This window comes from Mesorhizobium sp. NZP2298 (assembly GCF_013170825.1).
Classification (GTDB): domain Bacteria; phylum Pseudomonadota; class Alphaproteobacteria; order Rhizobiales; family Rhizobiaceae; genus Mesorhizobium.
In genome coordinates this window covers 812,568-835,222 of the sequence record NZ_CP033365.1, presented here as the reverse complement: position 1 = coordinate 835,222, position 22,655 = coordinate 812,568, and the positions used below count along the sequence as shown (strand labels likewise).

At 64.2% G+C, this 22,655-nt stretch carries 23 protein-coding genes; 9 read left to right on the top strand and 14 right to left on the bottom strand.

The window, feature by feature from the left end; all coding sequences use genetic code 11:
* Positions 1–116: 116 nt before the first annotated feature.
* Complete coding sequence (locus EB231_RS03880) at positions 117–689, bottom strand: TetR/AcrR family transcriptional regulator (protein ID WP_172347671.1); 573 nt, start codon at positions 687–689, stop codon at positions 117–119.
* A gap of 100 nt (positions 690–789) precedes the next feature.
* Here EB231_RS03880 and EB231_RS03875 point away from each other — a divergent pair, with 100 nt between their 5' ends.
* Entirely contained in the window at positions 790–1,173 is a 384-nt protein-coding gene (locus EB231_RS03875) for a DUF4267 domain-containing protein (protein WP_172347670.1), read from the top strand.
* Positions 1,174–1,236: 63 nt separating this feature from the next.
* Here the strand turns inward: EB231_RS03875 and EB231_RS03870 are convergent, their stop codons facing one another.
* From EB231_RS03870 to EB231_RS03855, 4 genes are all read right to left on the bottom strand, one after another.
* Positions 1,237–2,769, bottom strand: a complete 1,533-nt coding sequence (locus tag EB231_RS03870) for a YifB family Mg chelatase-like AAA ATPase (RefSeq protein WP_172347669.1) — start codon at positions 2,767–2,769, stop codon at positions 1,237–1,239.
* Positions 2,770–2,952: 183 nt separating this feature from the next.
* Positions 2,953–3,894 carry a glutathione synthase gene (gene gshB / locus EB231_RS03865; protein WP_172347668.1) on the bottom strand — a complete coding sequence of 314 codons (942 nt, stop codon included), beginning with the start codon at positions 3,892–3,894 and terminating at the stop codon, positions 2,953–2,955.
* 158 nt (positions 3,895–4,052) lie between these two features.
* On the bottom strand, positions 4,053–4,427 hold the full coding sequence (locus EB231_RS03860; RefSeq protein WP_172347667.1) for a GtrA family protein: 375 nt from the start codon (positions 4,425–4,427) through the stop codon (positions 4,053–4,055).
* Positions 4,428–4,431: 4 nt separating this feature from the next.
* Positions 4,432–5,436, bottom strand: coding sequence for a glycosyltransferase (locus EB231_RS03855; RefSeq protein WP_172347666.1), 1,005 nt, complete (start codon positions 5,434–5,436; stop codon positions 4,432–4,434).
* A 164-nt stretch (positions 5,437–5,600) separates the two neighbouring features.
* Between EB231_RS03855 and EB231_RS03850 the strand changes: the two genes are divergently transcribed.
* The 8 genes from EB231_RS03850 to EB231_RS03815 all read left to right on the top strand — a co-directional run bounded on the left by EB231_RS03850 (position 5,601) and on the right by EB231_RS03815 (position 15,148).
* On the top strand, positions 5,601–7,394 hold the full coding sequence (locus EB231_RS03850; RefSeq protein WP_172347665.1) for a GtrA family protein: 1,794 nt from the start codon (positions 5,601–5,603) through the stop codon (positions 7,392–7,394).
* Positions 7,395–7,605: 211 nt separating this feature from the next.
* Entirely contained in the window at positions 7,606–8,955 is a 1,350-nt protein-coding gene (locus EB231_RS03845) for a putative bifunctional diguanylate cyclase/phosphodiesterase (RefSeq protein ID WP_172347664.1), read from the top strand.
* 256 nt (positions 8,956–9,211) lie between these two features.
* Positions 9,212–9,979, top strand: a complete 768-nt coding sequence (locus tag EB231_RS03840; RefSeq protein ID WP_172347663.1) for an SDR family NAD(P)-dependent oxidoreductase — start codon at positions 9,212–9,214, stop codon at positions 9,977–9,979.
* A complete protein-coding gene (locus tag EB231_RS03835; RefSeq protein WP_172347662.1) occupies positions 9,976–10,929 on the top strand; it encodes a 2-dehydro-3-deoxygalactonokinase in 954 nt (317 codons plus the stop codon). The genes EB231_RS03840 and EB231_RS03835 overlap by 4 nt, the downstream gene beginning before the upstream one ends.
* The gene (locus EB231_RS03830) at positions 10,926–11,564 is read left to right on the top strand and encodes a 2-dehydro-3-deoxy-6-phosphogalactonate aldolase (RefSeq protein ID WP_172347661.1); all 639 of its coding nucleotides are present in this window, start codon (positions 10,926–10,928) and stop codon (positions 11,562–11,564) included. Before EB231_RS03835 ends, EB231_RS03830 begins: the two co-directional genes overlap by 4 nt.
* Positions 11,564–12,445 (top strand): SMP-30/gluconolactonase/LRE family protein, encoded by an 882-nt coding sequence (locus tag EB231_RS03825; protein ID WP_172347660.1) that lies wholly within the window; start codon positions 11,564–11,566, stop codon positions 12,443–12,445. The genes EB231_RS03830 and EB231_RS03825 overlap by 1 nt, the downstream gene beginning before the upstream one ends.
* A gap of 245 nt (positions 12,446–12,690) precedes the next feature.
* Complete coding sequence (locus EB231_RS03820; RefSeq protein WP_172347659.1) at positions 12,691–13,764, top strand: D-alanine:D-lactate ligase-like protein; 1,074 nt, start codon at positions 12,691–12,693, stop codon at positions 13,762–13,764.
* A gap of 115 nt (positions 13,765–13,879) precedes the next feature.
* Complete coding sequence (locus tag EB231_RS03815; protein ID WP_206681891.1) at positions 13,880–15,148, top strand: low temperature requirement protein A; 1,269 nt, start codon at positions 13,880–13,882, stop codon at positions 15,146–15,148.
* Between the two features lie 15 nt (positions 15,149–15,163).
* Here EB231_RS03815 and EB231_RS03810 read toward each other — a convergent pair whose 3' ends face one another.
* The 9 genes from EB231_RS03810 to dnaK all read right to left on the bottom strand — a co-directional run bounded on the left by EB231_RS03810 (position 15,164) and on the right by dnaK (position 22,638).
* Positions 15,164–15,580: a GFA family protein gene (locus EB231_RS03810; RefSeq protein ID WP_172347658.1), complete on the bottom strand. Its 417-nt coding sequence runs from the start codon at positions 15,578–15,580 to the stop codon at positions 15,164–15,166.
* Positions 15,581–15,623: 43 nt separating this feature from the next.
* On the bottom strand, positions 15,624–16,088 hold the full coding sequence (locus EB231_RS03805) for an SRPBCC family protein (RefSeq protein WP_172347657.1): 465 nt from the start codon (positions 16,086–16,088) through the stop codon (positions 15,624–15,626).
* Positions 16,085–16,405, bottom strand: coding sequence for an ArsR/SmtB family transcription factor (locus EB231_RS03800; protein ID WP_056573871.1), 321 nt, complete (start codon positions 16,403–16,405; stop codon positions 16,085–16,087). Before EB231_RS03800 ends, EB231_RS03805 begins: the two co-directional genes overlap by 4 nt.
* 309 nt (positions 16,406–16,714) lie before the next feature.
* A complete protein-coding gene (locus tag EB231_RS03795) occupies positions 16,715–17,002 on the bottom strand; it encodes a DUF1330 domain-containing protein (protein WP_056573865.1) in 288 nt (95 codons plus the stop codon).
* A 179-nt stretch (positions 17,003–17,181) separates the two neighbouring features.
* Positions 17,182–17,880 carry an orotidine-5'-phosphate decarboxylase gene (pyrF, locus tag EB231_RS03790; protein ID WP_445299312.1) on the bottom strand — a complete coding sequence of 233 codons (699 nt, stop codon included), beginning with the start codon at positions 17,878–17,880 and terminating at the stop codon, positions 17,182–17,184.
* A gap of 26 nt (positions 17,881–17,906) precedes the next feature.
* A complete protein-coding gene (locus EB231_RS03785) occupies positions 17,907–18,503 on the bottom strand; it encodes an NADPH-dependent FMN reductase (RefSeq protein WP_172347656.1) in 597 nt (198 codons plus the stop codon).
* Between the two features lie 144 nt (positions 18,504–18,647).
* Positions 18,648–19,253 carry a phospholipid N-methyltransferase PmtA gene (gene pmtA, locus EB231_RS03780; protein ID WP_172347655.1) on the bottom strand — a complete coding sequence of 202 codons (606 nt, stop codon included), beginning with the start codon at positions 19,251–19,253 and terminating at the stop codon, positions 18,648–18,650.
* Between the two features lie 114 nt (positions 19,254–19,367).
* On the bottom strand, positions 19,368–20,498 hold the full coding sequence (gene dnaJ / locus EB231_RS03775) for a molecular chaperone DnaJ (protein ID WP_172347654.1): 1,131 nt from the start codon (positions 20,496–20,498) through the stop codon (positions 19,368–19,370).
* 223 nt (positions 20,499–20,721) lie between these two features.
* A complete protein-coding gene (gene dnaK / locus EB231_RS03770) occupies positions 20,722–22,638 on the bottom strand; it encodes a molecular chaperone DnaK (RefSeq protein ID WP_056573851.1) in 1,917 nt (638 codons plus the stop codon).
* Between the last annotated feature and the right edge of the window lie 17 nt (positions 22,639–22,655).

The window sequence follows — 22,655 nt, the reverse complement described above, 5'->3', positions numbered from 1 at the left end:
TCGCGCTACACAAGGGCGGCGCGATCACATCCGTGAGATGTGAATGTGATCGCGGTGGATGGCGGCGTCATGAACTCGACTCGGCCTCTCACCGGCTAAAGCGCGTCAACACGGTCTCATTGAACGGTGCTGAACTTCTGGACGAGAATTTTCAATCGATCCTCGGCGCCGAAAGCGGGGATACGTTCTGATTGCTCGAGCACGACCATTCCATGCAATGCGCTCCACAGCACTTCGGCCAAGAACACCGAGTCTTGCCGATCGGGGCCGAGTGCGTTGACAAGGGCGGCGAAGGCGGCACGCAGCGCCGGCGGCGTTTCCTCGCTGGCGAATTTGATCTTTGTCGGCAGGACGAACATTGCCTCATAGACAACTGGCCGCGAACGGGCAAAATCAAGATAAGCGGCACAGACATTGCGCAAAACGTCCGGAGCGCCGGCACCGCTCGCCGCTTCCTTTGTCAATCGCGTCGCAAGGTCCTCGAATCCTCTGGTGGCCACTGCGGCCATGATGTCGGCCTTGCCTTTGAAGTGGCTGTAGAGAACCGGCTGGCTGTAGTTGATCAGGTCCGCGAGACGTCGGGTGGTGACGGCGTCCCAGCCCTCGGCTTCGGCGAGTTCGCGGGCCGCGGACAGGATGAGTTCATAGCGCTCCGCGCGCTGGCGCTCTTTGCGTTCGGCGATCGACATCCAGAAATCCTACCAATGCACCTTTTTCTGTCAACGCTAGATTTCTGTTGACGCAAAATTCTAGCAGCGCTAGTTGTTCTGCAACTGATAGGAGTTTGCCATGCTACAAACTGGATATGTGCTTTCCGGCCTGATCGCGGCCGCAATTATGTTCCTCGGTGCACGCTTTTGGTGGGCTCCTCACGCCGCTTCGGCGGACTTCGGCATTGCCGGTTCACCCCCGTCATCGACAGGATTTGCCGCGTGGCTGTCCGTGAAGGGCACGCGCGATATCGCGTCGGGCCTTTTTGTCATCCTGCTCATGGCCAATGGCTCGCCGCGCCTGCTCGGCGAATTCATGCTCATCGCAAGCCTCATCGCGTTTGGCGACATGGTGACAGTCCTCCGTTCGCGGGGAAACCGCGCCCTCGCCTTCGGCATGCATGGCCTTACAGGGCTGGTCATCGTCGCAACTGGCGCGTGCCTCATCCTGGGCGCCAAGTAAAAACGCTCTGAACACTGCAACTTAAAGGCTAGAAGGACGAAAGTGGCTCGATGGCAGTGGCATTTACGCCGCCTGCGCCACCCGCTCCGAGCTCATGCGATAGGAAATCGCCTCGGCCAGATGGATGCGGCCGACGGTTTCGCTGGCGTCGAGATCGGCCAGCGTTCTCGCGACCTTCAGCACGCGGTGATAGGCCCGCGCCGAGAAGGCGAGTTTCTCGCTGGCGTCCCTGAGCAGCGACAGGCCGGCGGCGTCGGGCATGGCGATGTCTTCGATGACGGCCGGCGCGCAATGCGCGTTGGTGGTGGCGCTGGTCACGCCGAGCCGTTCGAAACGCTCGCGTTGCAAGGTGCGGGCGCGTGCCACGCGCAGCGCCGCCGCTGCACTCTTCTCCGCCCGGTCCGGCCTTATCAGGTCGCTGGCCGAGACCGCGGGAACTTCGATCCTGAGATCAATGCGGTCGAGCAGCGGACCGGAAATGCGCGCCTGGTAGTCGGTGCGGCAGCGCTCGCCGCGCAGGCAGCGATAGCCCGGCTCGCCGGCCATGCCGCAGCGGCACGGGTTCATCGCCGCCACCAGTTGGATGCGCGCCGGATAGGTGACGCGGTGGTTGGCGCGCGCGATCATGCAGTCGCCGGTCTCCAGCGGCTGGCGCAGCGCATCGAGGGTCTGCGGTGTGAATTCGGGGAACTCGTCGAGGAACAGCACGCCGTGATGCGCCAGCGACACCTCGCCCGGCCGTGCGCGTATGCCGCCGCCGACCATCGCCGCCATCGAGGCCGAGTGGTGCGGGGCGCGAAACGGCCGCCGGTCGGTCAGCTTGCCTTCGCCAAGCTCGCCCGCCACCGAGGCGATCATCGAGACTTCCAGCAATTCCTTCGGCGCCAGCGGCGGCAGGATCGACGGCAGCCGCTGCGCCAGCATCGATTTGCCCGATCCGGGCGGGCCGACCATCAAGAGATTGTGGCCGCCCGCCGCCGCCACTTCCAGCGCCCGCTTGGCCGTCTCCTGGCCCTTGATGTCGGCAAGGTCGGGCAGGTCGCGCGCCGAGGCGTGGATGCCGGCCTCCGGCCGCGACAGCACCTGCGTGCCACGGAAATGGTTGGCGATGGCGATCAGGCTGCGCGGTGCCAAAATGTCGAAGTCCTTGCCGGCCCACGCCGCTTCCGGCCCGCAGGCGAACGGGCAGATCAGCCCCTTGCCTTCGGCATTGGCGCCGATCGCCGCCGGCAAGGCGCCGGCGACAGCGGCGATCGTGCCGTCGAGCGAGAGTTCGCCAAGCACGACATAGCCGGCCAGCATGTCGCCCGGAATGGCGCCAAGGGCTGCCATCAGCCCGAGCGCGATCGGCAAATCGTAGTGGCTGCCTTCCTTGGGCAGGTCAGCCGGCGCCAGATTGACCGTCACCTTCTTCGACGGCATCGACAGGCCCGACGCATGAAGCGCGGCCTGCACGCGCTCGCGGCTTTCGGCCACCGCCTTGTCGGGCAGGCCGACGATCTGCATGCCGACCTTGCCGGGCGCGATCATCACCTGCACGTCGACCGGCACGGCCTCGATGCCCTGGAAAGCGACCGTGCGAACCCGCGCCACCATTTTCCCACCCCGGATACGGGCTGGCCCCAGCCCTTGCGATCAGGCCAGGAACGGCCCTTTGGCGAGACAATCACAGTTTCCCGGCCAAATCAAGAACATTACGGGAACAGGCAATCGCTGGGGTTGCAGCCGAACTGCGTCCGGTTGCAAAAGCGGAACATGGTTAAGACAAAATGAAAACGCTTACTTCCGCTTGTCCTCGACCGCGTCCCAGAACAGGCTGGCAATGTCGGCGCCGCCGAAACGCTGTACCTCGCGCACGCCGGTCGGCGACGTCACATTGATCTCGGTCATGTAGTCGCCGATGACGTCGATGCCGACCAGGATGAAGCCGCGTTCCCGGAGCGATGGTCCGATGCGGGCGCATATCTCGCGCTCGCGTTCCGTCAGCTCGGTTTTCTCGGCGCGTCCGCCGACATGCATGTTGGAGCGGGAATCGTGTTCGGCCGGTACCCGGTTGATGGCGCCGACCGGCTCGCCGTCGATCAGGATGATGCGCTTGTCGCCCTTGCGAACTTCCTTCAGGTAGCGCTGCACGATATAGGGCTCGCGGAAAAGCTGGCCGAACATTTCGAGCAGCGAGGCGAGGTTGCGGTCGGCCTCCAGCAGATGGAAGATGCCGGCGCCGCCATTGCCGTAGAGCGGCTTGATGATGATGTCGCCGAACTCCTTGCGGAAGGCGGCCACCTCCAGCGGGTCCTTGGTGATCAGCGTTTCCGGCATCAGGTCGGAAAATTCGGTGACGAAGATTTTTTCCGGGCTGTTGCGCACCCAGGCCGGGTCGTTGACGACCAGCGTCTTCGGATGGATGCGCTCCAGTATATGTGTGGTGGTGATGTAGTTCATGTCGAAGGGCGGATCCTGGCGCAGCAGGATGACGTCTATTTCGGAGAGATCGGTGCGCACCTTGTCGCCCAACGAGTAGTGATTGCCCTTCTCATCGCGCAGCTGCATCTCCTCGATGCGGGCAAATACCTTGCCGTCGCGCAGCGACAGCCGGTCGGGCGTATAGTGGAACAATTGGTGACCGCGCCGCTGTGCCTCCAGCGACAGTGCGAAAGACGTGTCGCCGGCGATCGACACGGCGGAGATATGGTCCATCTGGACGGCGATTTTCAACTTCATGGCAGGTCCCCAGCGCAGTCGACGAGAGCGATATAAGGGTCGCGGCGCCTTCTGCCAATCGGGCCAGCGATCTAAAGCGCATCCTTGCGACGCGCTTTAGATCTCGGTTTCATGCATGTCGTTGTCCGAAAACCGGAGCCACTTTTGGGCGACCTGCTTCAACGGTCGAAGACCAGTCTGGAATAGCCGAGGAAGGACAGCGCCATGGCGGCCAGCGAGGCGATGGCGAGGGCGGCAAGCGGCGGCGCTCCCGGCAGCGCGAGCAGGATCGCGGAATAGACGAGGTAGTTGACGATGCTGGTGGCGACGCCGACGCCGCCATAGCGGGCGCCTTCTCGTGCCATGCCGCGGCGCGAGGGCGCGAAGGTCAGGTGCCGGTTGATCTGCCAGGTGACGCAGAGCGCAAAGCCTATCGACAGCACGCGGGCGGCGAAGGGCCCGAGCGGCGTGAAACTGAGCAGCAGCCAGAGTGCCGCCGCGTCGGCGACGAAACCGGTTCCGCCGGCAAAAACGAAGCGGACGAGGCGGTTCACCGCCTCAGGCTGCCCGGGGTGTCTTGCCCGGCGCGACCTTTGCCGCGGCGGGCGCGATCGCGCTGGTGCGCCGCTCGGCACGGCCCGAAGGCATGGAGAGATAGAAGATGCGCTTCTGTTCGGCCCGCCCGCGCGACACCGAATCAAGGATCAGCCCGGTCACCGCCGCAAGCATGGACAGGAGCAGCAAACCGACCGACAGCACCCAGGTCGGGATGCGCGGGACAAGGCCGGTTTCAGCGAACTCGACCAGCACCGGCGCCATCAGGAAGAGGCTCGAGGCCAGGAAGAACAGCGAAAAGGCGCCGAAGAAGCGCAGCGGCTGCGTCTCCTTCATCAGCATGGCGAACATCCACAGGATCCTGGCGCCGTCGCCAAAGGTCGACAGTTTCGACGACGACCCGACCGGCCGGCGGCCATAGTCGAGCGCGATTTCGCTGACCGGCAATTTGAGCTGCGAGGCGTGTACCGACATTTCGGTCTCGATCTCGAAGCCGCCGGAGACGGCTGGAAAGCTCTTGACGAAGCGCCTGGTGAAGACGCGGTAGCCGGAGAAGATGTCGGTGAAATCGCTGCCGAACAGCCATTTGTAGAGTCCGTTGAAGACACGGTTGCCGAAAGCATGGCCGGCCCGTCCGGCATCGTCGGCGACGCCGCGCCTGGTGCCCACCACCATGTCGGAACGTTCGGTCAGCAGTGTGTTGATCAGCTGTGGCGCGTCCTCGGGCGCATAGGTGCCGTCGCCATCGGCCATCAGATAGATGTCGGCATCGATGTCGGCGAACATGCGACGCACCACATTGCCCTTGCCCTGGCGCGGCTCGCGCACGACGATGGCACCGGCGGCTCGGGCGCGCAGGGCCGTCAGGTCCTTCGAATTGTTGTCATAGACATAGACGGTGGCGGCCGGCAGCGCTTCGCGGAACCGCCGCACCACCTCGGCAATGGTCGGCTCCTCATTGTAGCAAGGCAGGAGCACGGCGATGACAGGTTCGTGGTCTTGCGGCATTTTCGTCTCCGAATGCCTTGTCGACCACACGGCCGCACGCCGGAAACCGGCCTCATCCAGGCGGTTTTACTATTTATTGAAGCCGTTAAGGCTAGGTTTAAGACCGACTTCATGAGTGTCGATTGGCCTGGAAAGGCCCGGCATTCCCGCCAAGGGCGATCGGGATGGGCACAGCAAGGGGAACTTCCGCAGGGAAGTCCGATATCGCGTTCGCGCTGCTCGCCGCCTTGCTGCTGCTGGTCCTCAATGCCTGTGCCGGGTTCTCGCAACTGGCCAATCCGGCGGGCGACAATGACAGCCTGCTGCAACTGGTCGAGGTCCGCGATCTGCTGGCCGGCCAGGGCTGGTTCGACCTGCACCAGTACAGGATGGGGCTGGAAGGCGGCTTCGTCATGCACTGGTCGCGGCTGCTCGACGCGCCGCTGGCGCTTGCGATCCTCGCCGTTTCGGTCTTGACGGGCAGCACCTCCCTGGCCGAACAGATCGTGCAAATAGTCTGGCCTACCCTGCAATTCTTTCTCGCGATGTTCTTCATCATCCGCGCGGCGCGCGCCTTCGCCGGGGCACACGCGGTGCTGCCCGCCGCCGTCGTTGGTGGCGCGGCCCTGTACTACATCGGCATTTTTTCGCCCGGCGCGCTCGATCATCACAATGTCCAGCTGATGCTGACCCTGGCGAGCCTCGCCCTGCTGCTTGAGGCACCCACGCGCCGATCGGCCGCGTTTGTCGCGGGCATCTGCGCGACGCTGACACTGGCCATCGGCATGGAAAGCGCTCCCTATGCCGGAGCCCTCGGCGCGGTCGTCGCGCTGCTGTTTCTCGCCGCGGGTGATGCCGAAAGGCTGATCGCCAGGGATTTCGGCCTCGGCGTCGCCGGCGTCTCGGCCCTTGTCTTCGTCACCACCATCCCTGTTTCATCCTGGGGCCAGGCCCAGTGCGACACATTCTCGGTCGTGCAATTCGCGGTCACCGGGCTTGCCGGAGCTGGTTTGGCTGTCATCGCCTCCCTGAGGGCCGCCAACGCAACGGCTGCCCGGCGCCTGACCTCGCTTGGCCTGCTTGCCGTCACGCTCGCTCTGGTCGTGGTTCTGCTGTTCCCGCAATGCCTGGCGGCGCCCTATGCCCATCTCGACCCGCGCCTGCAGCAGATGTGGCTCGGCCATATCGAGGAGGCGCAGTCGATCGTCCAGCTCGTCTCCGATGACCCGGCCAGGGTGGTGGCGCGTTTTGCCACGCCGCTGGTGGCGATTGTGCTGATGGCGCTTCGCTTCAGCCATGGCGGCTGGCGGCGGCAGGACAGCCTCGTCGGCGCGCTGCTGATCGTTGCGGTCCTGGTCAGCGCCTGGGAAGTACGCGGCTCGACCTTCTCCATTGCCTTCGCGGTGATCCCGCTTTCGGCCTGGATCGCCAAATGGCGGCAGCAGGCCGAGACCAGCCCGTCCAGCGGCTCGATGCTCAGGATGGCCGCGGCCTGGTTGATCTCGGTCAATGCGATCTGGTCGGGCGCCGCTCAAGCCGCATCGAACGCCTTCGAGACCGGTGCACCCGCCAGCGATGCCAGCACCGATGCGCCCTGCAACAGCAAGGCTTCGTTCGCGGCACTCGGCACGATGCCCCCCACCACGGTCCTTGCCATCTCCAATCTTGGCTCGCCGATCCTCGCCTTCACCGGTCATCGCGTTTTCGCCGGTCCCTACCATCGCAACGTCGCTGGAAACCTGCTCGTGTTCGATGCCTTGCTGGGCTCGGCCGCCGACGCGAAAGCCATCGTCGAAAGCCACCATGTCGGCCTTGTCGCGCTCTGCCGCGGCAACGCGGAAAGCCGGCTGTTCGCGGCCAAGGCGCCGGACGGCTTCCTGGCCGGGCTGATGCGCGGCAGCGTCCCGGACTGGCTGGAGCCGGTGGCGGGAACCCGTGGCACGCCACTTGAACTCTACCGCGTCAAATCAAGCAGCTGAAAATCCGCGTGAAAACAATGGCCTGATGCTCCTTGTGGTCGGCCTCCCGAAGGCATCCGGCTGTCTGTCTGGGCAAGATCGCCGGTGAAACCCGGATCCATTTTCCGGGATCATGCGCCGGCCGCGAAAAATTGGTTTTCAGGATACGTTTCCTAAAGGGTTTGCTGCCAGTCTCGGAAATAAATTCCGACGTCAAAAAACAGGGACACCGATGCAAACTCCGTTTGGCACCGGTCAGGCAAGCAGGGAGAGCACGGATCTGGCCTTCACCGATCCGTTGACCGGGCTTGGCAACCATCGCCGCTTCTTTGACAAGGTCGATCGCCTGATCAGCGACCGCGCCGACGATCCCGCGCCGTTTACCGTCGGCATTCTCGACCTTGACGGCTTCAAGCCGATCAACGACCTGTTCGGCCACAAGGCCGGCGACGACATCCTGATCCAGGTCGCCATGCGGCTGCGCGCCTCGATGGACGGCCACTCGACAGTCTGCCGCATCGGCGCCGACGAATTCGCCTTCCTCTATCCGCTGGTGTTCTCGGAGGAGGCGGCGGCGGAAAAATCCCGCATGCTGATCGAGATCCTGTCGGCGCCCTATGATGTCGGCGAACGAACCGCCAGGCTGTCGGCCTCGGTCGGCTGCTCGCTGTTCTATTCCGGCGACGAGACCACCGAGATCCTCATCAACAAGGCCGAAACGGCGCTCTACCACGCCAAGCGCTCTGGCCGGGGCCGGGTCGTCGTCTACACGCGTGAGATGGAAGAGGCGGCCAAGCGCGTCACCCGCATCGAGCAGGCGCTTCGCCGTGCCGTCTCGGCCGGCGAGGTTGAGCCGCATTTCCAGCCGATCGTCGATCTCACTACGCGTCGCACAATCGGCTTCGAGACGCTGGCGCGCTGGACCGATCGCGACCTCGGCGCGGTGCCGCCGACGGTCTTCATCCCCATCGCCGAGGAACGCGGCATCATCGGCCCGTTGTCGCAGCTGGTGCTGCGCAAGGCGACCGAGGCGGCCAGGAGCTGGCCGAATGACCTGTTCCTGTCCTTCAACCTTTCGCCCTCGCAGCTCGTCGACCAGAACACCGGCCTGCACATACTGGCGATCCTCGACCGCACCGGCTTCGACCCGCGCCGCCTCGAGATCGAGATCACCGAGACCGGCCTGATGAACGATCCGGCCTCGGCGGCACAGATCGTCGAGGATCTGCGCCGCGTCGGCATCCGAGTCTCGCTCGACGATTTCGGCACCGGCCAGTCCTCGCTCGGCCGCCTGCGCGAATTCCATTTCGACAAGCTCAAGATCGACCGCGCCTTCGTCTCCTCCATTCTCGATGACCGGCCGTCCGAACACATCATCCGCGCCATTCTGGCCATGTGCGAGGGGCTCGGCATGGACGTGGTCGCCGAAGGCATCGAAGAAGAAGCGCAGGCCGACCGCCTGGTCCAGTTCGGCTGCGCCGGCGGGCAGGGCTATCTGTTCGGCAGGCCGGTCGATGCCGACGCCACGCTCGGCTATCTCCGCGATTCCTTCCGGGGCGCCTTGCGCGCCAAGGCGATCTGACCGGGATCTCTGTTCGGCCGACCATCGCGACATCGCGCCGAATGCGGCGCATTGTCGTTTTGTCTGACATAAGCCCCCAAATCCAGCTTTTCGCCCTTGCCCGCGCGACTTGCGTGGCTAGGATGCGCGCCGGTTAGGCTGCAGCGCCACGCGTCCTTCAGCACGCGTAAAGGACGCTGCAGCAGTTTTGGTTTGCACATGAGCCCTTCCGAAAATCGATCCGATTTTCGGGGTCATGCGCGAGGAGAGAAAAGACATGATGCCATCGGCGGATTTTGCCGACCTCAGGGGAGCCTCGGTGCTGATCACCGGCGGCGGGTCCGGGATCGGCGCGGCCCTGACCGAGGGGTTTATGCGCCAGGGCGCCAACGTCGCCTTCATCGACATCGCCGACGGCCCGAGCACGCTGCTTGCCGACCGCATCGAGAAGGAGTTCGGCCGGCGGCCGCTCTACCTCAAGGCCGATCTGCGCGACATCGAGGCGCTGCGGGCCTCGGCGGCCAAGGCGGCCGAGGCGCATGGCGATGTCACGGTGCTCATCAACAATGCCGCCTGGGACGAGCGACATGCCATCGAGGACGTGACGGTGGAGTTCTGGGACAACAACCAGGCGATTAACCTCAGGCCGCATTTCTTCACCGCGCAGGCGGTGGCGCCGGGCATGAAGCGGGCCGGCGGCGGCTCGATCATCAATTTCACCTCGACATCCTACCTCATCAACCACCCCGACATGCCGGCCTACACCGCCGCCAAGGCGGGCATCCTCGGTTTGACAAAGGGCCTGGCCGGCAAGCTCGGACCCGACCGTATCCGCGTCAACGCCGTCGCGCCCGGCTGGGTGATCACTGAACGGCAGCAGGAACGCTGGGTGACCGAAGGGGCGCTTGCCGCCCATGTCGCCAAGCAGTGCATCAAGGACGTCATGCGTCCGGACGACATGGTCGGCACGGTGCTGTTCCTGGCCTCGGACGCGTCGCGCATGCTGACGGCGCAAATGCTGATCGTCGACGGAGGCTTCCTGTGAGCCCAGCCAGCAAGGCTCCCGCGGTCGCGGCGCTCGATTGGGGCACGACCCGGCTTCGGGCATGGCTCATTGACGGCAGCGGCAAGGTGCTGGCGGAGCGTCGCGGCGATGATGGCTTGATCACGGCGCGCGAAAAAGGGTTCTCCAACGTCCTCGAGGGTCACCTTGGCGCCATGGGAGCACCGGAAAAATTGCCCGTCATCATCTGCGGCATGGCTGGTTCCCGCCAGGGTTGGATCGAGGCGCCCTATGTGTCCGTGCCGGCGCCGATCGGCGCCATCCTGCGCGGTGCGGTCCGCATCGAGGACGGGCGCCGCGACATCCGCATCGTGCCGGGCCTCGCCCAGCGTCTGGCTGACGCGCCGGATGTCATGCGCGGTGAGGAAACACAGCTTGCCGGCGCTGGTTTGCCGGCAAAGGGGCGGCATCTCGCCTGCATGCCGGGCACGCACTCGAAATGGGTCGTGGTCGAGGACGGCGCGGTCGCCGGCTTCGGCACCTGGCCGACGGGCGAATTGTTCTCGGTACTATCGGCGCATTCCATCCTCAAGCATTCGCTGGGCGAGCATCCGGCTCCGGTGACGGTCGACAACCCATTCTTCCGGCAATGGTGCGAACGGGCGCTTGGGGAGGGCGGCGATGTCACCTCGAAGCTGTTTGCCATCCGTGCCGCCGGGCTCCTTCAGGACCTGCGGTCGCAGGATGCGTCGGCCTGCCTGTCAGGGCTTCTGATCGGCGGCGAGATCGCCTCGGCGAAGCGCCGCTATGGCGCCGGCCATGCGCCGATCGTGCTGATCGCGTCCGGCGTGCTCGCTTCGCTCTATTCGGCAGCGCTCGACCTTGCAGGACTTGCCTTCCGCACGGTCGATGCGGATGAAGCGGTGCGCGCCGGCCTGATCGAGGCCGCGCGCGAGAACGGCATGATCGCCACAACCGGAGCCTTGGCATGACCGAGACCGCAGCCTTTCCGAAACTCAAGCGCGGACTGGTCGCCATCCTGCGCGGCCTGAAGCCCACTGAGGCGATTGCCATGGGGCAGGCGCTGTTCGATGCCGGCATCGAGGCGATCGAGGTGCCGCTGAACTCGCCCGAGCCTTTCTCATCGATCGCCAGGATTGTCGAAATGCTGCCGAAGTCGGCCCTGGTCGGCGCCGGCACGGTTCTGACGGCGGCCGATGTCGACGGCCTGCACCAGGCCGGCGGGCGGCTCCTGGTCAGCCCCAACATCGATGCCGAGGTGATGGCGCGTGCCATGCACTACGGCATGGTGACGATGCCCGGCGTGTTCACGCCCACCGAGGCTTTCCAGGCGATCCGGTTGGGCGCTTCGGCCCTGAAATTCTTCCCGGCGAGCGTGCTCGGGGCGGGCGGTATTTCGGCGATCCGGGCCGTGCTGCCGGCACAGACCCTGGTTGGCGCGGTCGGCGGCGTTTCGGAAAAGGATTTTGCCGGCTACAAGGCGGTCGGGGTCACGGTCTTCGGCCTCGGCTCCAGCCTGTTCAAGCCCGGCATGAGCGTCGACGATGTGGCAGTGCGTGCGCACGCCGCCGTCACGGCCTGGGATGCGGTGTTCGGAGACGCATGATGATTGAGGCGATCGTTTCTGTTTTTTCCGACCATGTATGCCAACTCGGCGAAGGACCAAGCTACGATCCCGCCACCGATGCGCTGTTCTGGTTCGACATCGTCAACGGCCAGCTTCTGGAGAAGCAGCTGTCCGGCGGCGCAACCAAGGTCCATGAACTCGGCCAGATGGCGAGCGCCATTGCCATCATCGACGACAAGCGGCAGTTGATCGCCACCGAGACCGGACTTCATGTCCGCGATGTCACGAGCGGCAAGATGACGCTGCACACGCCGATCGAAGCCGACAATCCGGTCACCCGCTCCAACGATTCGCGCGTCCATCCCTGCGGTGCGCTGTGGACCGGCACGATGGGCAAGGGCGAGGAAAAGGGCGCCGGCTCGATCTACTGGTTCTTCAAGGGCGAACTGCGCCGCCTGTTTTCGGATATCACCGTCTCCAATTCGATCTGCTTTTCCGCCGACGGCGCGCTTGCCTATTATACCGACACATCGACCGGATTGCTGATGCGTGTCGCCTGCGACCCGGCGACCGGCCTGCCGGCGGGCGAGCCGAAGATTTTCGTCGATCACCGTTCTGCCAAGGGCTATATCGACGGTTCGGTGCTCGACCGCGACGGCATCCTGTGGAATGCCGTCTGGGGCGGGAGTGTCATCGAGGCCTATGGACCCGACGGCAAGCTCGTCCGCACGGTCGCCATGCCGGTGACACAGCCATCCTGTCCGGCCTTCGTCGGCAAGAACGCCGATCGCCTGGCGGTCACGTCGGCCTGGTCGGGCAAGAGTGAGAAGCAGCGCCTGCTCGACCTGCAAGGCGGCATGACTTTCCTGCTCGACATTCCCGTCAATGGCCGGTTCGAGCCGCGCGTGCTGATAGCCTGAACCGACTGGACGATCGGCGCTGCTGCCGGCGGTGTTGTCGCGCAGGCGTCCGGCGTGGGTCGGTTTCGCGAAAGCCGTTTGCATTGGCCGTGCGATGGTAGGCGATCGCACCGCCAGAGCCGGGTGATTTCAGGTCGAATCGGCCTGAAATCCGAATCCGGCTATAGATCAAAGAGATAGAGCGTGACGTCGTCCGAAAACCGCTCCACGCTTTTCGGCATCATGCTCCAGGAACCGTTCATCTGATGTCGAGCCACAAGCCAAAGCTGATCCTTGTCTACGAGCCGGAAAAGGCCTGCTTCGACCGATTGATCGCCGACGGCCACCCACCGCAGCGTGCCGCTGAAATCTCGTCCTACCTGGCGCAGTCGACTGATCTTGCCCCCGAATTCGGTGCGCTTGCCGCCGCCTGCGAGGCGCGCGGTCTCGCCTTTAGTCCGGTGGCACTCGACGATGCTGTCCAAGCGCTTGACGGCGGGGATGCGGAGAACACGCTGGTCTGGACGCTGTCGGACGGCGTCGCCTATTTCCGTGGCGGCGCCGCACCCGCGCTGGCCAGGCTCAAGGGATTGAGGACCATCGGCGCCGACGATTCGTTGTTCGCACTCTGCCAGGACAAGTTCCGTTCCGGTGCCGTGCTCGGCGCGCTCGGCCTGCCAGTGCCGCAGGCCGGTCTTGCCCGGGATGGCAAATGGCTGGTCGAGCCGCCGGCATCCGCCGCCGGCTGGTTCGTCAAGCCAAACCGGCTGGGAGCCAAGATCGGCATCTGGCCGGATTCGCGTGCGGCTGATCTCAGTCACGCGCTGGAGCTTAGCCGGCGCGTCTTCGCCGCCTATCGTGACGACGTCGTCGTCCAGCCCTATGTTGCCGGCCGCAACGTGCGCGCCAGCTTCCTCGGCCTGACGCCGGAAACCGGCACCGAAGCGCTCGGCATTGCCTTTGTCGATTCGGGCGGCGATTTCCAGACCATGGCGGACAGTCTGGCGCTCTACGGTGAAACCGGCGAGGCCGCGAAGGCGGCAGGACTCTATGCCGAACCGGAACTGGTTGCCGTCGCCGACCTTCAACCCGTCGCCGACGCCAGGATTCGTGCGATCGCCGGGCGGCTGATCAGCGGGCTTGGTCTGCGCGACGTGTTTTCCGTCGACCTGCGCGTCGAGGCGGACGACACGGTGCATCTGATCGAATTCGAGGTCTGCCCCGGCCTGCCCTGCTTCGATTTCCGCGCCTACTGCCGCCAGCAGTGGGGTCTGGAGCTTGCCGACGCCATGGCCGAAACCGCGGCGAGCCGGCTGATCGGCCAGAAGCGCCTGATTTAGACCGCACCGCCGAAACCGCCGAACTTGACGGCGTGTGGCGCGGGCTGCACGCCTTGACGCGTCCCGCTCTGCCCTTAGTGTCGGCTTGACAACTTACTCTTGCCAAGGTCGCGCGATGAACACCACGCTTGTCATCCCTGAAACCCTGCACCATCACATCAGGCGCATGACCGGCCGCGATCCGCATGAAGGGCATCGTGTCGCCACCCCGCTCGAACTTCTGTTCGATCTGACCTTCGTGACGGCGTTCAGCTTTGCCTCCTCGCAGCTAGCCCACGCACTGGCCGAAGGCCATTACACCTCGGCCTTGCTCGGCTTTGCTTTCGCCAGCTTCGCCATCTGCTGGGCCTGGATCAATTTCTCCTGGTTCTCCTCGGCCTATGACACCGACGACTGGGTTTTCCGCCTCGTCACCATGGTGCAGATGATCGGCGTGCTGGTGCTGGCCGTCGGCCTGCCGCGCATGTTCGCTTCCATCGAGCACGGCGAGCATCTCGACAATTCGGTGATGGTGCTGGGCTATGTGATCATGCGGGTGGCCATGATCTTCCAGTGGTTGCGTGCCGCGAGACAGGATCCCGCCCGGCGCCGCGCCTGCGTTACCTATGCCAAGGCAATCGCGGTTGCCCAGATCGGCTGGGTGGTACAGATCGTTGTCGATTTCCCGGTCGGCACCAGCATCATACTGGCCGTCATCCTCGGCCTCATCGAACTGGCGGGGCCGGTGATTGCCGAACGCAGGGATGGCGGCACGCCGTGGCATGCGCACCACATGGCCGAACGTTACAGCCTGTTCGCCATCATCGCGCTGGGGGAAGGGGTTGTCGGCACGCTCGCGAGCCTGTCGGCCGTGGTTGAGGAACAGGGCTGGTCCCTGGATGCGGCCCTGGTCTGCATCGCCGGCACCGGGCTCACCTTCGGCATGTGGTGGGTCTATTACATGCTGCCCTCCGCGCCGATATTGCACGCCCACCGCAACCGCGCTTTCGTCTGGGGCTATGGCCAGATGCTGATCGTCACCGCCATCGTCGCGACCGGCGCCGGCCTGCATGTCGCGGCCTATTTCATCGAGCACAAGGCGCATGTCGGTCCGCTTGCGACGCTGCTTGCCACCGCTATTCCCGTCAGTGTCTTCCTGGCGGCGATCTATGCGCTCTACACCTATCTCGTCAGGCGCTTCGACCCGTTCCACATCTGGCTGCTGGTCGCAACAGCGGCGGTCGTGGCGCTCGCCATCCTCGCCGCGCTTGCCGGTGTCGATATGGCGGTCTGCCTCGTGATCCTGATGCTGGCGCCGGCCGTCACCGTCGTCGGCTACGAAACGCTCGGGCATCGCCACCAGGCGGAAGCGCTGGCCAGCGACGGGCATTCGACGGTGACTTAGCCGGACTGCACCGGGCTATCCCGTAGGCATTCGCTCGAATGCCTGCAAGGAAGGATCGACGGTATCCCAGCCATGGCCGCGGATCGTGTAGGTGATGGCCTGCGGCTTGAAATCGCCGGGGTCGTCGAGGCTGGCCGCGGGAACGGCGATCAGCTCCGGCATGGCGACGAATGTCAGGTAGACCGGTGTTCCGCAGGTCGGGCAGAAGGCGTGGACCTTTTCGTTGCCGCTGTCAGCGGCCACCCGCCAGGTGCTCGCGTCGCCGGTAATCGCCATATCGGCGCGCCGGCCGAAGGTCAGATAGGACCCGTGGCCCGTGCCCGCGCGCCTCTGGCAATCGCGGCATTGGCAATGGTTCTGGAAGATCGGCTCGCCGCTGGTCTCATAGCGGATGGCGCCGCACGCGCAGCCGCCTCTATAGCGCTTGGTCATTGTCGTTCTCCGTTGGCCTGGTTCCGCGCGATATCGCGGCACGTCAGGCCGATTTCGGCTTGGCGAAAAGGTCGATGCCGCTGCCGGTTTCGAGGAAGGATTTCATGCTGGACAGCACGGCCGGCCAGCCCTGGCTGATGCCTTTCGCCATGCCGCTGCCGGCTTCGAGTTCGTCATGGGTGACGGTCAGCCGCACCATGGTGTCGTATTCCTCGATGCCGAACGTCACCCGGCTGTATTTCGACGGGTCGTCGGCCTGCGAGGCGTTCGCCCAGGTCATCACCAGACGGGTCGGAGGCTCGATTTCGACGACCTTGCCGACCAGTTCGACGGTGCGCTCGTCATTGGCGCGGATATGTTCCCATTTCGATCCCGCCTTCCAGTCGGAGACGTTCTCGTGACCCCAGTAGCGCCGTGCGATGTCGGGCTTGGTTATGGCCTCGAACACTTTTTGCGGCGTCGAGCGGATGTAGGTCACGTAGACAAAACTGGTCGTCTCTCGGGTCATTGGCCCTCTCCTTCAAGTTCTTGCTTCAGGTCGTGCAGCAGGCTGAGCCGCTGCCGTTCGAATTTTCGCACCCAGCGCTCGTAGACTTCGTGCAGCGGCACCGGGTTGATGAAGTGCAGCTTCTCGCGGCCGCGCTTGACCGTGCTCACCAGATTGGCCGCCTCCAGGAGGTCGATGTGCTGGGTGGCGGATTGCCTTGCCATGTCCAGATGTTCGCAAAGCTGGCCGAGCGTCTGCCCGTTCTTCTCGCAGAGAAGGTCAAGCAACCGTCTGCGTGTCGGGTCGCCCAGCGCTTTGAAAACCTTGTCGGCGTCCATCGGTCTCAATCTGTTGTGGGTCACAATATGCAGGTAAATACCTGCATGTCAATCGTCAACCATTCCGCCTCGCCTTGCTCGACGAGGCTATTCGGACGCTGATGTCGATTGCCGGATGGCTAGCGCGCCGTCCTCATTGCCGCCCAACGGCTCCGGCGGGTCGTCGGCCAAGCCGCATGGCTGGCTGACAACGTCAAGGACTACACGTAGGGACACGGAGTGGGTGCTCCGCCCTTGGGCCAAGCACGGGGCTCGCCTTCATGACTTCGCCCGGATCATTCCCGGTTCCCGTTCTGACGGGATGGGGCCTCAGATGCCTTCGACCAGCACGATCTCGCCGTCGGCGACCTTCTGGCGAATGGCGACCGCGCGCTGGTATTCGGGTGAGTGGTAGCAGTCATGCGCGACCGCGAGCGATTCGAATTCGATGATCACGTTGCGTCCGCGCCCTGGCCCTTCGGCCTTTTCATGCGCGCCGCCGCGCGCCAGGAATTTCGCTCCGAACCGGTCGAAGGCCAGCTTTGAAGCGGCGACATAGTCCTTGTAGCCTTCGGCATCGCGCACATCGACGCGGGCGATCCAATATCCCTTGGGCATGCTTTTTCTCCGAGTTTCTGTCCGTCAAGCGAGGACCGGTCTTAAGAATCGCTCCGAGACGGCTCGTGGTATTCTTGGGTCACCGTAGGGTGACAAGCGCAGCGTACCCAAAGCGGGTGAGCATCGGAAGCGCGGAAAACGCCGCCAGAGCGCCGTGGGAGCAGAGTTGGAACTGGTCCTCAGGCCGAGCGCATTTCTTCCAGAATGGCTTCGGCCGCCTCGCGTCGGTTGGCCGCCGCGACGATAGGCCGAGCCACAACAAGATGGCTGGCGCCGTTGCGGATCGCCTGCGCCGGCGTCACCACGCGTTTCTGGTCGCCATGGTCGCTGCCCGCCGGCCGGATGCCGGGCGTCACCACCGCCATGTCGGGTCCGACGATGCGGCGCACGGCTTCGGCTTCGGCGGCCGAGCAGACGATGCCGCCCATGCCGGCGTGCAGCGCCTGTTCAGAGCGCCTGAGCACCAGCGTGTGCGGATCATATTCATAGCCGACATCGATCATGTCCTGCTCGTCCATCGAGGTCAGCACGCTGACGGCGAGCAGGCAAAGGTCGCTGCCGCGTGCCGCCTCCACCGCCGCGCGCATTGCCTTCGGATAGGCGTGGATGGTCAGCATGGTCATGCCCATCTTGACGATGTTCTCGACGCCCTTGGCCACCGTGTGGTCGATGTCGAGCAGCTTCATGTCGAGGAAGATCCTGGTGCCGCCGCTGGCCAGTTCCCTGGCGAAGTCCAATCCGCCGGCGAAGGCCAGCTGATAGCCGATCTTGTAGAAGGAGACGACACCGTCGAGTTCGCGCACCACCTGCTCGGCTTCCCTCACGGTCGGCACGTCGAGACCGACGATCAGTCTTTCCTGCATGGATTTGGCCTGCATGGGTTGGGTCTGCATGGTTGCGGCGATCACGCCTCGATCCGCGTGGACAGCATGCGCGAGGTTTCGATCAGCGTGCGGCATAGATGCTCCATCGATTTGTGCAGTCTCTCGTCACGAAAATTGCCGCCGTCGGCGAAGGCGTCGCCGCCGTCGGGCACCGAGCATTCCGGCGTCACCACCTCCATCTGGCAGCGCACCAGCACGGCGCGCAGATGGTTGATGCAGCGGATGCCAGCGAAGTGTCCGTTGGAGGAGGAGCAGAGGGCCGCCACCTTGCCGGCAAGCGGCCTGACCGGCCGGCCACCATCGCGGCGCACGCGGCTCACCCAATCGATCGTGTTCTTGAGCAGCGGCGGGATCGAGCCGTTATATTCCGGCGTGGCGATCAGCAACCCGTCATGCGCGGCGATCAGACGGCCGAGCTTGACGGCGTTTTCCGGAACGCCCTTTTCCTTCTCAAGGTCCTCGTCGAGGATCGGCAGGGGATAATCGGCGAGCGAAATGCGGGTCACCTCGGCGCCTTGCACCGCAAGTTCCTTCTGTGCCACGTCGGCGGTCCTGCCGCTATAGGCGCCCGTCCGGTTCGAGCCGGCGAAGACGAGGATTCTCGGGATCACTGCCATTGGCCATCCTTGTTCCCGGACAGGTACAGCCAGAGGCCGCCCAAATCAACGGCTGGACGGGGAATAGGGGAGTAAGGGAATAGGCCGGTAGGGAACAGTCCGGAAATTGAATCGTCATTTCCTATTCCCTTACTGCCCTCTCTCTCAATGCGCTTCCCTGCGATAGATCCACAGCTGCGTCGGCGGGATGTTGCGGATGATGAAATCGAAATGCTTGACCGTATAGTCGCCACGGCCGGCCGGGATCGGCGACATCGGGCCATAGGTCAGCTGCACGATGGGACGCCCGGCGGGGATACGGTCAAGCAGGCTCTCTATATAGGCGATGCGCTGGGCGACCGGGAAGTTGAGCAGTGGCACGCCGGAAACGACGGAATCGAAGATCATCCCGCTCCGCTCGCCAAGCGTGGCGTTGAGGTTGAAGGCATCGCCCTCGATGACGTTGACACCGGGATAGAGGCTGCGCAGGTGGCGCACGAAATCCGTGTTGTATTCGACCGCGTAGAGGTTTTCGGGCCGCACGCCCTGGGCGAGGATGGCGCGGGTGATGACACCGGTTCCGGGGCCGACCTCGAGCACCGGCAGGCCGGACCTGGGATTGACGATCGAGGCCATCTTGCGCGCGGTGATCGAGCTGGTTGGAACGATCGAGCCGACCGTCTTCGGTTTGTCGATCCAGCCCTTGAAGAATTTGAGTTCGTCGTCGAACTTCTCGGCAAGCGCCTTCCGCAGTCCGTGACCACGTGTCATGCAAGCTCTCCTCAACGCTCCCCGCAAGCTACTTAACACCTGGTTGACGCAAGGCAAGGCGTCGCGCTTCGGGATTCGGCGCGTTTCATCCGACCACGCGCCATTCCTGCTCTGTCAACGCTCGCCGAAGGATTCGAAGAAATCCTTCATGCGGGCGAAAAACCCGCTCGATTGGGGCGAATTATCCTGCGAGGAGAGCTGTTCGAACTCCTCCAGCAACTCGCGCTGGCGGCGGGTAAGGTTCTGCGGCGTCTCGACCGCGGTCTGGATATAGAGATCCCCGACATTGGGCTGGCGCAGCACCGGCATGCCCTTGCCCTTGAGCCGGAACTGGCGTCCGTTCTGGGTGCCTTCGGGCACTTTCACCTTGGTCTGGCTGCCGTCCAGCGTCGTCACCTCGAAGGAGCCGCCAAGCGCTGCCGTCGTCATCGAGATCGGCACCTTGCAGTAGAGATCGGCGCCATCGCGCTGGAAGAATTCATGCGGCTTCACCGCCAGGAAAATATAGAGGTCGCCCGAAGGCCCGCCGCGCAGGCCGGCCTCGCCCTCATTGGCCAGGCGGATGCGGGTGCCGTCCTCGATGCCGGCCGGAATATTGACCGACAGTGAGCGTTCCTCGGTGACGCGGCCCTGCCCGGCGCATTTCGGGCACGGATCCTTGATGGTCTGGCCGCGGCCCTGGCATTGCGGGCAGGTGCGCTCGATCGAGAAAAAGCCTTGCGTGGCGCGCACCTTGCCGTGGCCGTTGCACATCGAGCAGGTCACCGGCTGGGTGCCCGGCTTGGCGCCGCTGCCTGAGCATTCGGAGCAGGAGATCGAGGCCGGCACGCGAATCTGCGCGGTCTTTCCCGCGAAGGCCTCTTCCAGCGAAATTTCCATGTTGTAGCGCAGGTCGGCGCCGCGCTCGCGGCCACCCGACGAGCGGCGCTGACGCCCGCCCATCATGTCGCCGAAAATATCCTCGAAGATGTCGGCGAAGCCGCCGGCGCCAAAGCCTTGCGCGCCGCCATTCATGCCGCCCTGCTCGAAGGCGGCGTGACCGAAGCGGTCATAGGCCGCGCGCTTCTGCGGGTCCTTCAGCGTCTCGTAGGCTTCGTTGATTTCCTTGAACTTGTGCTCGCAGGAATGGTCGCCGGGATTGCGGTCGGGATGGAACTGCATGGCGAGCTTGCGGAAAGCGCTCTTGAGCTCCTTCTCGTCGGCGCCCTTTTGCACGCCCAGCGTTTCGTAGAAATCAGCTTTCATTTTTTCCCGCTGTCCGGATGCTCAACGTCTTGATGCATTGTTGCGTCGTTTGCCGGCACGTCGTCTCGATTTAGGATCGGTGCCGCCCGGATGCCAGTGCTGGCGTGCGCCTGTCCGGGCTTTTCTGTCGTTTTTTCGGCAAGGCCCCGCACTTTTTCGGCGAGGGTTGCAAAAAAGCCCGGCTTTACGCCGGGCTTTCCGCTTTATTTTGCCGTCGGGCGGCTCAGGCCGACTTCTTCTTGTCGTCGTCCTCGTCGATTTCCTCGAAATCGGCATCGACCACGTCGGAGTCCTTGGCGGCATCCGCCTTGGCGTCGGCTTCCGCCGCTTCCTTCTGCGAGGCCTCGTACATGGCCTGACCAAGCTTCATCGAAGCTTCGGCAAGTGCCTGGCTCTTGGCCTCGATGTCGGCCGCGTCGTCGCCCTCGGCTGCGGTCTTCAGCGCCGCGATCGCATCCGATATCGCCGTGCGTTCGGCTTCCGAGACCTTGTCGCCATATTCCTTCAGCGACTTCTCGGAAGAATGCACCAGCGCCTCGGCCTGGTTGCGGGCCTCGACCACGGCGCGACGCTTCTTGTCCGTCTCGGCATTGGCCTCGGCGTCCTTGACCATCTTCTCGATGTCGGCGTCCGAAAGACCGCCAGAAGCCTGGATGCGGATCTGGTGCTCCTTGCCGGTGCCCTTGTCCTTGGCCGAAACATTGACGATGCCGTTGGCGTCGATGTCGAAGGTGACCTCGATCTGCGGCACGCCGCGCGGCGCCGGCGGAATGCCGACCAGGTCGAACTGGCCAAGCGCCTTGTTGTCGGCCGCCATTTCACGCTCGCCCTGGAAGACCCGGATGGTCACCGCCGACTGCGAATCCTCGGCGGTGGAGAACACCTGGCTCTTCTTGGTCGGGATCGTCGTGTTGCGCTCGATCAGCCGTGTGAACACGCCACCCAGCGTCTCGATGCCCAGCGACAGCGGCGTCACGTCGAGCAGCAGCACGTCCTTGACGTCGCCCTGCAGCACGCCGGCCTGGATGGCGGCGCCGAGTGCGACGACCTCATCCGGGTTGACGCCCTTGTGCGGCTCCTTGCCGAAGAACTGCTTCACGATCTCCTGGATCTTGGGCATGCGGGTCATGCCGCCGACCAGGACCACTTCGTCGATCTCGCCTGCCTTCAGGCCGGCATCCTTGAGCGCCGCCTTGCAGGGTTCGATGGTGCGCTGGACGAGATCCTCGACCAGGCTTTCGAACTTGGCGCGCGTCAGCTTCAGTGTCAGGTGCTTCGGCCCGGTCGCGTCGGCGGTGATGAAGGGCAGGTTGATTTCGGTCTGCGTCGTCGAAGACAGCTCGATCTTGGCCTTTTCAGCCGCCTCCTTGAGGCGCTGGAGGGCCAGCTTGTCGTTCTTCAGGTCGATGCCTTGTTCCTTCTTGAACTCGGCCGCCAGGTACTCGACCAGGCGCATGTCGAAATCCTCGCCGCCGAGGAAGGTGTCGCCATTGGTCGACTTCACCTCGAACACGCCGTCGCCGATTTCGAGCACCGAAATGTCGAACGTGCCGCCGCCAAGGTCATAGACGGCAATGGTCTTGCCGTCCTTCTTGTCGAGGCCGTAGGCGAGCGCTGCCGCCGTCGGCTCGTTGATGATGCGCAGCACCTCGAGGCCGGCGATCTTGCCGGCATCCTTGGTCGCCTGGCGCTGGGCGTCGTTGAAGTAGGCCGGAACGGTGATGACCGCCTTCTCGACCTTTTCGCCGAGATAGGCTTCCGCCGTTTCCTTCATCTTCTGCAGGATCATGGCCGAGATCTGCGAGGGCGACTGCTTCTTGCCGCCGGCCTCGACCCAGGCATCGCCATTGTCGCCCTTGACGATCTTGTAGGGGACAAGCTTCTTGTCCTTCTCCGTCACCGGATCGTCGTAGCGGCGGCCGATCAGGCGCTTGACCGCGAAGATGGTGTTTTCAGGATTGGTGACCGCCTGGCGCTTGGCCGGCTGGCCGACGAGACGTTCGCCGTCGCCCGAGATGGCGACGATGGAAGGCGTCGTGCGCGCGCCTTCCGCATTCTCGATCACCTTCGGCTCCTTGCCATCCATGATGGCTATGCAGGAGTTGGTGGTGCCGAGATCGATACCGATTACTTTTGCCATTTTTTCTCTCCTCTAAG

Bases quoted from the DNA above. Each gene is read 5' to 3' on its own strand.
- EB231_RS03880 (WP_172347671.1), bottom strand. From the start codon at position 689: ATGTCGATCGCCGAACGCAAAGAGCGCCAGCGCGCGGAGCGCTATGAA.
- EB231_RS03875 (WP_172347670.1), top strand. From the start codon at position 790: ATGCTACAAACTGGATATGTGCTTTCCGGCCTGATCGCGGCCGCAATT.
- EB231_RS03870 (WP_172347669.1), bottom strand. From the start codon at position 2,769: ATGGTGGCGCGGGTTCGCACGGTCGCTTTCCAGGGCATCGAGGCCGTG.
- gshB (WP_172347668.1), bottom strand. From the start codon at position 3,894: ATGAAGTTGAAAATCGCCGTCCAGATGGACCATATCTCCGCCGTGTCG.
- EB231_RS03855 (WP_172347666.1), bottom strand. From the start codon at position 5,436: ATGCCGCAAGACCACGAACCTGTCATCGCCGTGCTCCTGCCTTGCTAC.
- EB231_RS03850 (WP_172347665.1), top strand. From the start codon at position 5,601: ATGGGCACAGCAAGGGGAACTTCCGCAGGGAAGTCCGATATCGCGTTC.
- EB231_RS03845 (WP_172347664.1), top strand. From the start codon at position 7,606: ATGCAAACTCCGTTTGGCACCGGTCAGGCAAGCAGGGAGAGCACGGAT.
- EB231_RS03840 (WP_172347663.1), top strand. From the start codon at position 9,212: ATGATGCCATCGGCGGATTTTGCCGACCTCAGGGGAGCCTCGGTGCTG.
- EB231_RS03830 (WP_172347661.1), top strand. From the start codon at position 10,926: ATGACCGAGACCGCAGCCTTTCCGAAACTCAAGCGCGGACTGGTCGCC.
- EB231_RS03825 (WP_172347660.1), top strand. From the start codon at position 11,564: ATGATTGAGGCGATCGTTTCTGTTTTTTCCGACCATGTATGCCAACTC.
- EB231_RS03820 (WP_172347659.1), top strand. From the start codon at position 12,691: ATGTCGAGCCACAAGCCAAAGCTGATCCTTGTCTACGAGCCGGAAAAG.
- EB231_RS03815 (WP_206681891.1), top strand. From the start codon at position 13,880: ATGAACACCACGCTTGTCATCCCTGAAACCCTGCACCATCACATCAGG.
- EB231_RS03810 (WP_172347658.1), bottom strand. From the start codon at position 15,580: ATGACCAAGCGCTATAGAGGCGGCTGCGCGTGCGGCGCCATCCGCTAT.
- EB231_RS03805 (WP_172347657.1), bottom strand. From the start codon at position 16,088: ATGACCCGAGAGACGACCAGTTTTGTCTACGTGACCTACATCCGCTCG.
- EB231_RS03800 (WP_056573871.1), bottom strand. From the start codon at position 16,405: ATGGACGCCGACAAGGTTTTCAAAGCGCTGGGCGACCCGACACGCAGA.
- EB231_RS03795 (WP_056573865.1), bottom strand. From the start codon at position 17,002: ATGCCCAAGGGATATTGGATCGCCCGCGTCGATGTGCGCGATGCCGAA.
- pyrF (WP_445299312.1), bottom strand. From the start codon at position 17,880: ATGCAGGCCAAATCCATGCAGGAAAGACTGATCGTCGGTCTCGACGTG.
- EB231_RS03785 (WP_172347656.1), bottom strand. From the start codon at position 18,503: ATGGCAGTGATCCCGAGAATCCTCGTCTTCGCCGGCTCGAACCGGACG.
- pmtA (WP_172347655.1), bottom strand. From the start codon at position 19,253: ATGACACGTGGTCACGGACTGCGGAAGGCGCTTGCCGAGAAGTTCGAC.
- dnaJ (WP_172347654.1), bottom strand. From the start codon at position 20,498: ATGAAAGCTGATTTCTACGAAACGCTGGGCGTGCAAAAGGGCGCCGAC.
- dnaK (WP_056573851.1), bottom strand. From the start codon at position 22,638: ATGGCAAAAGTAATCGGTATCGATCTCGGCACCACCAACTCCTGCATA.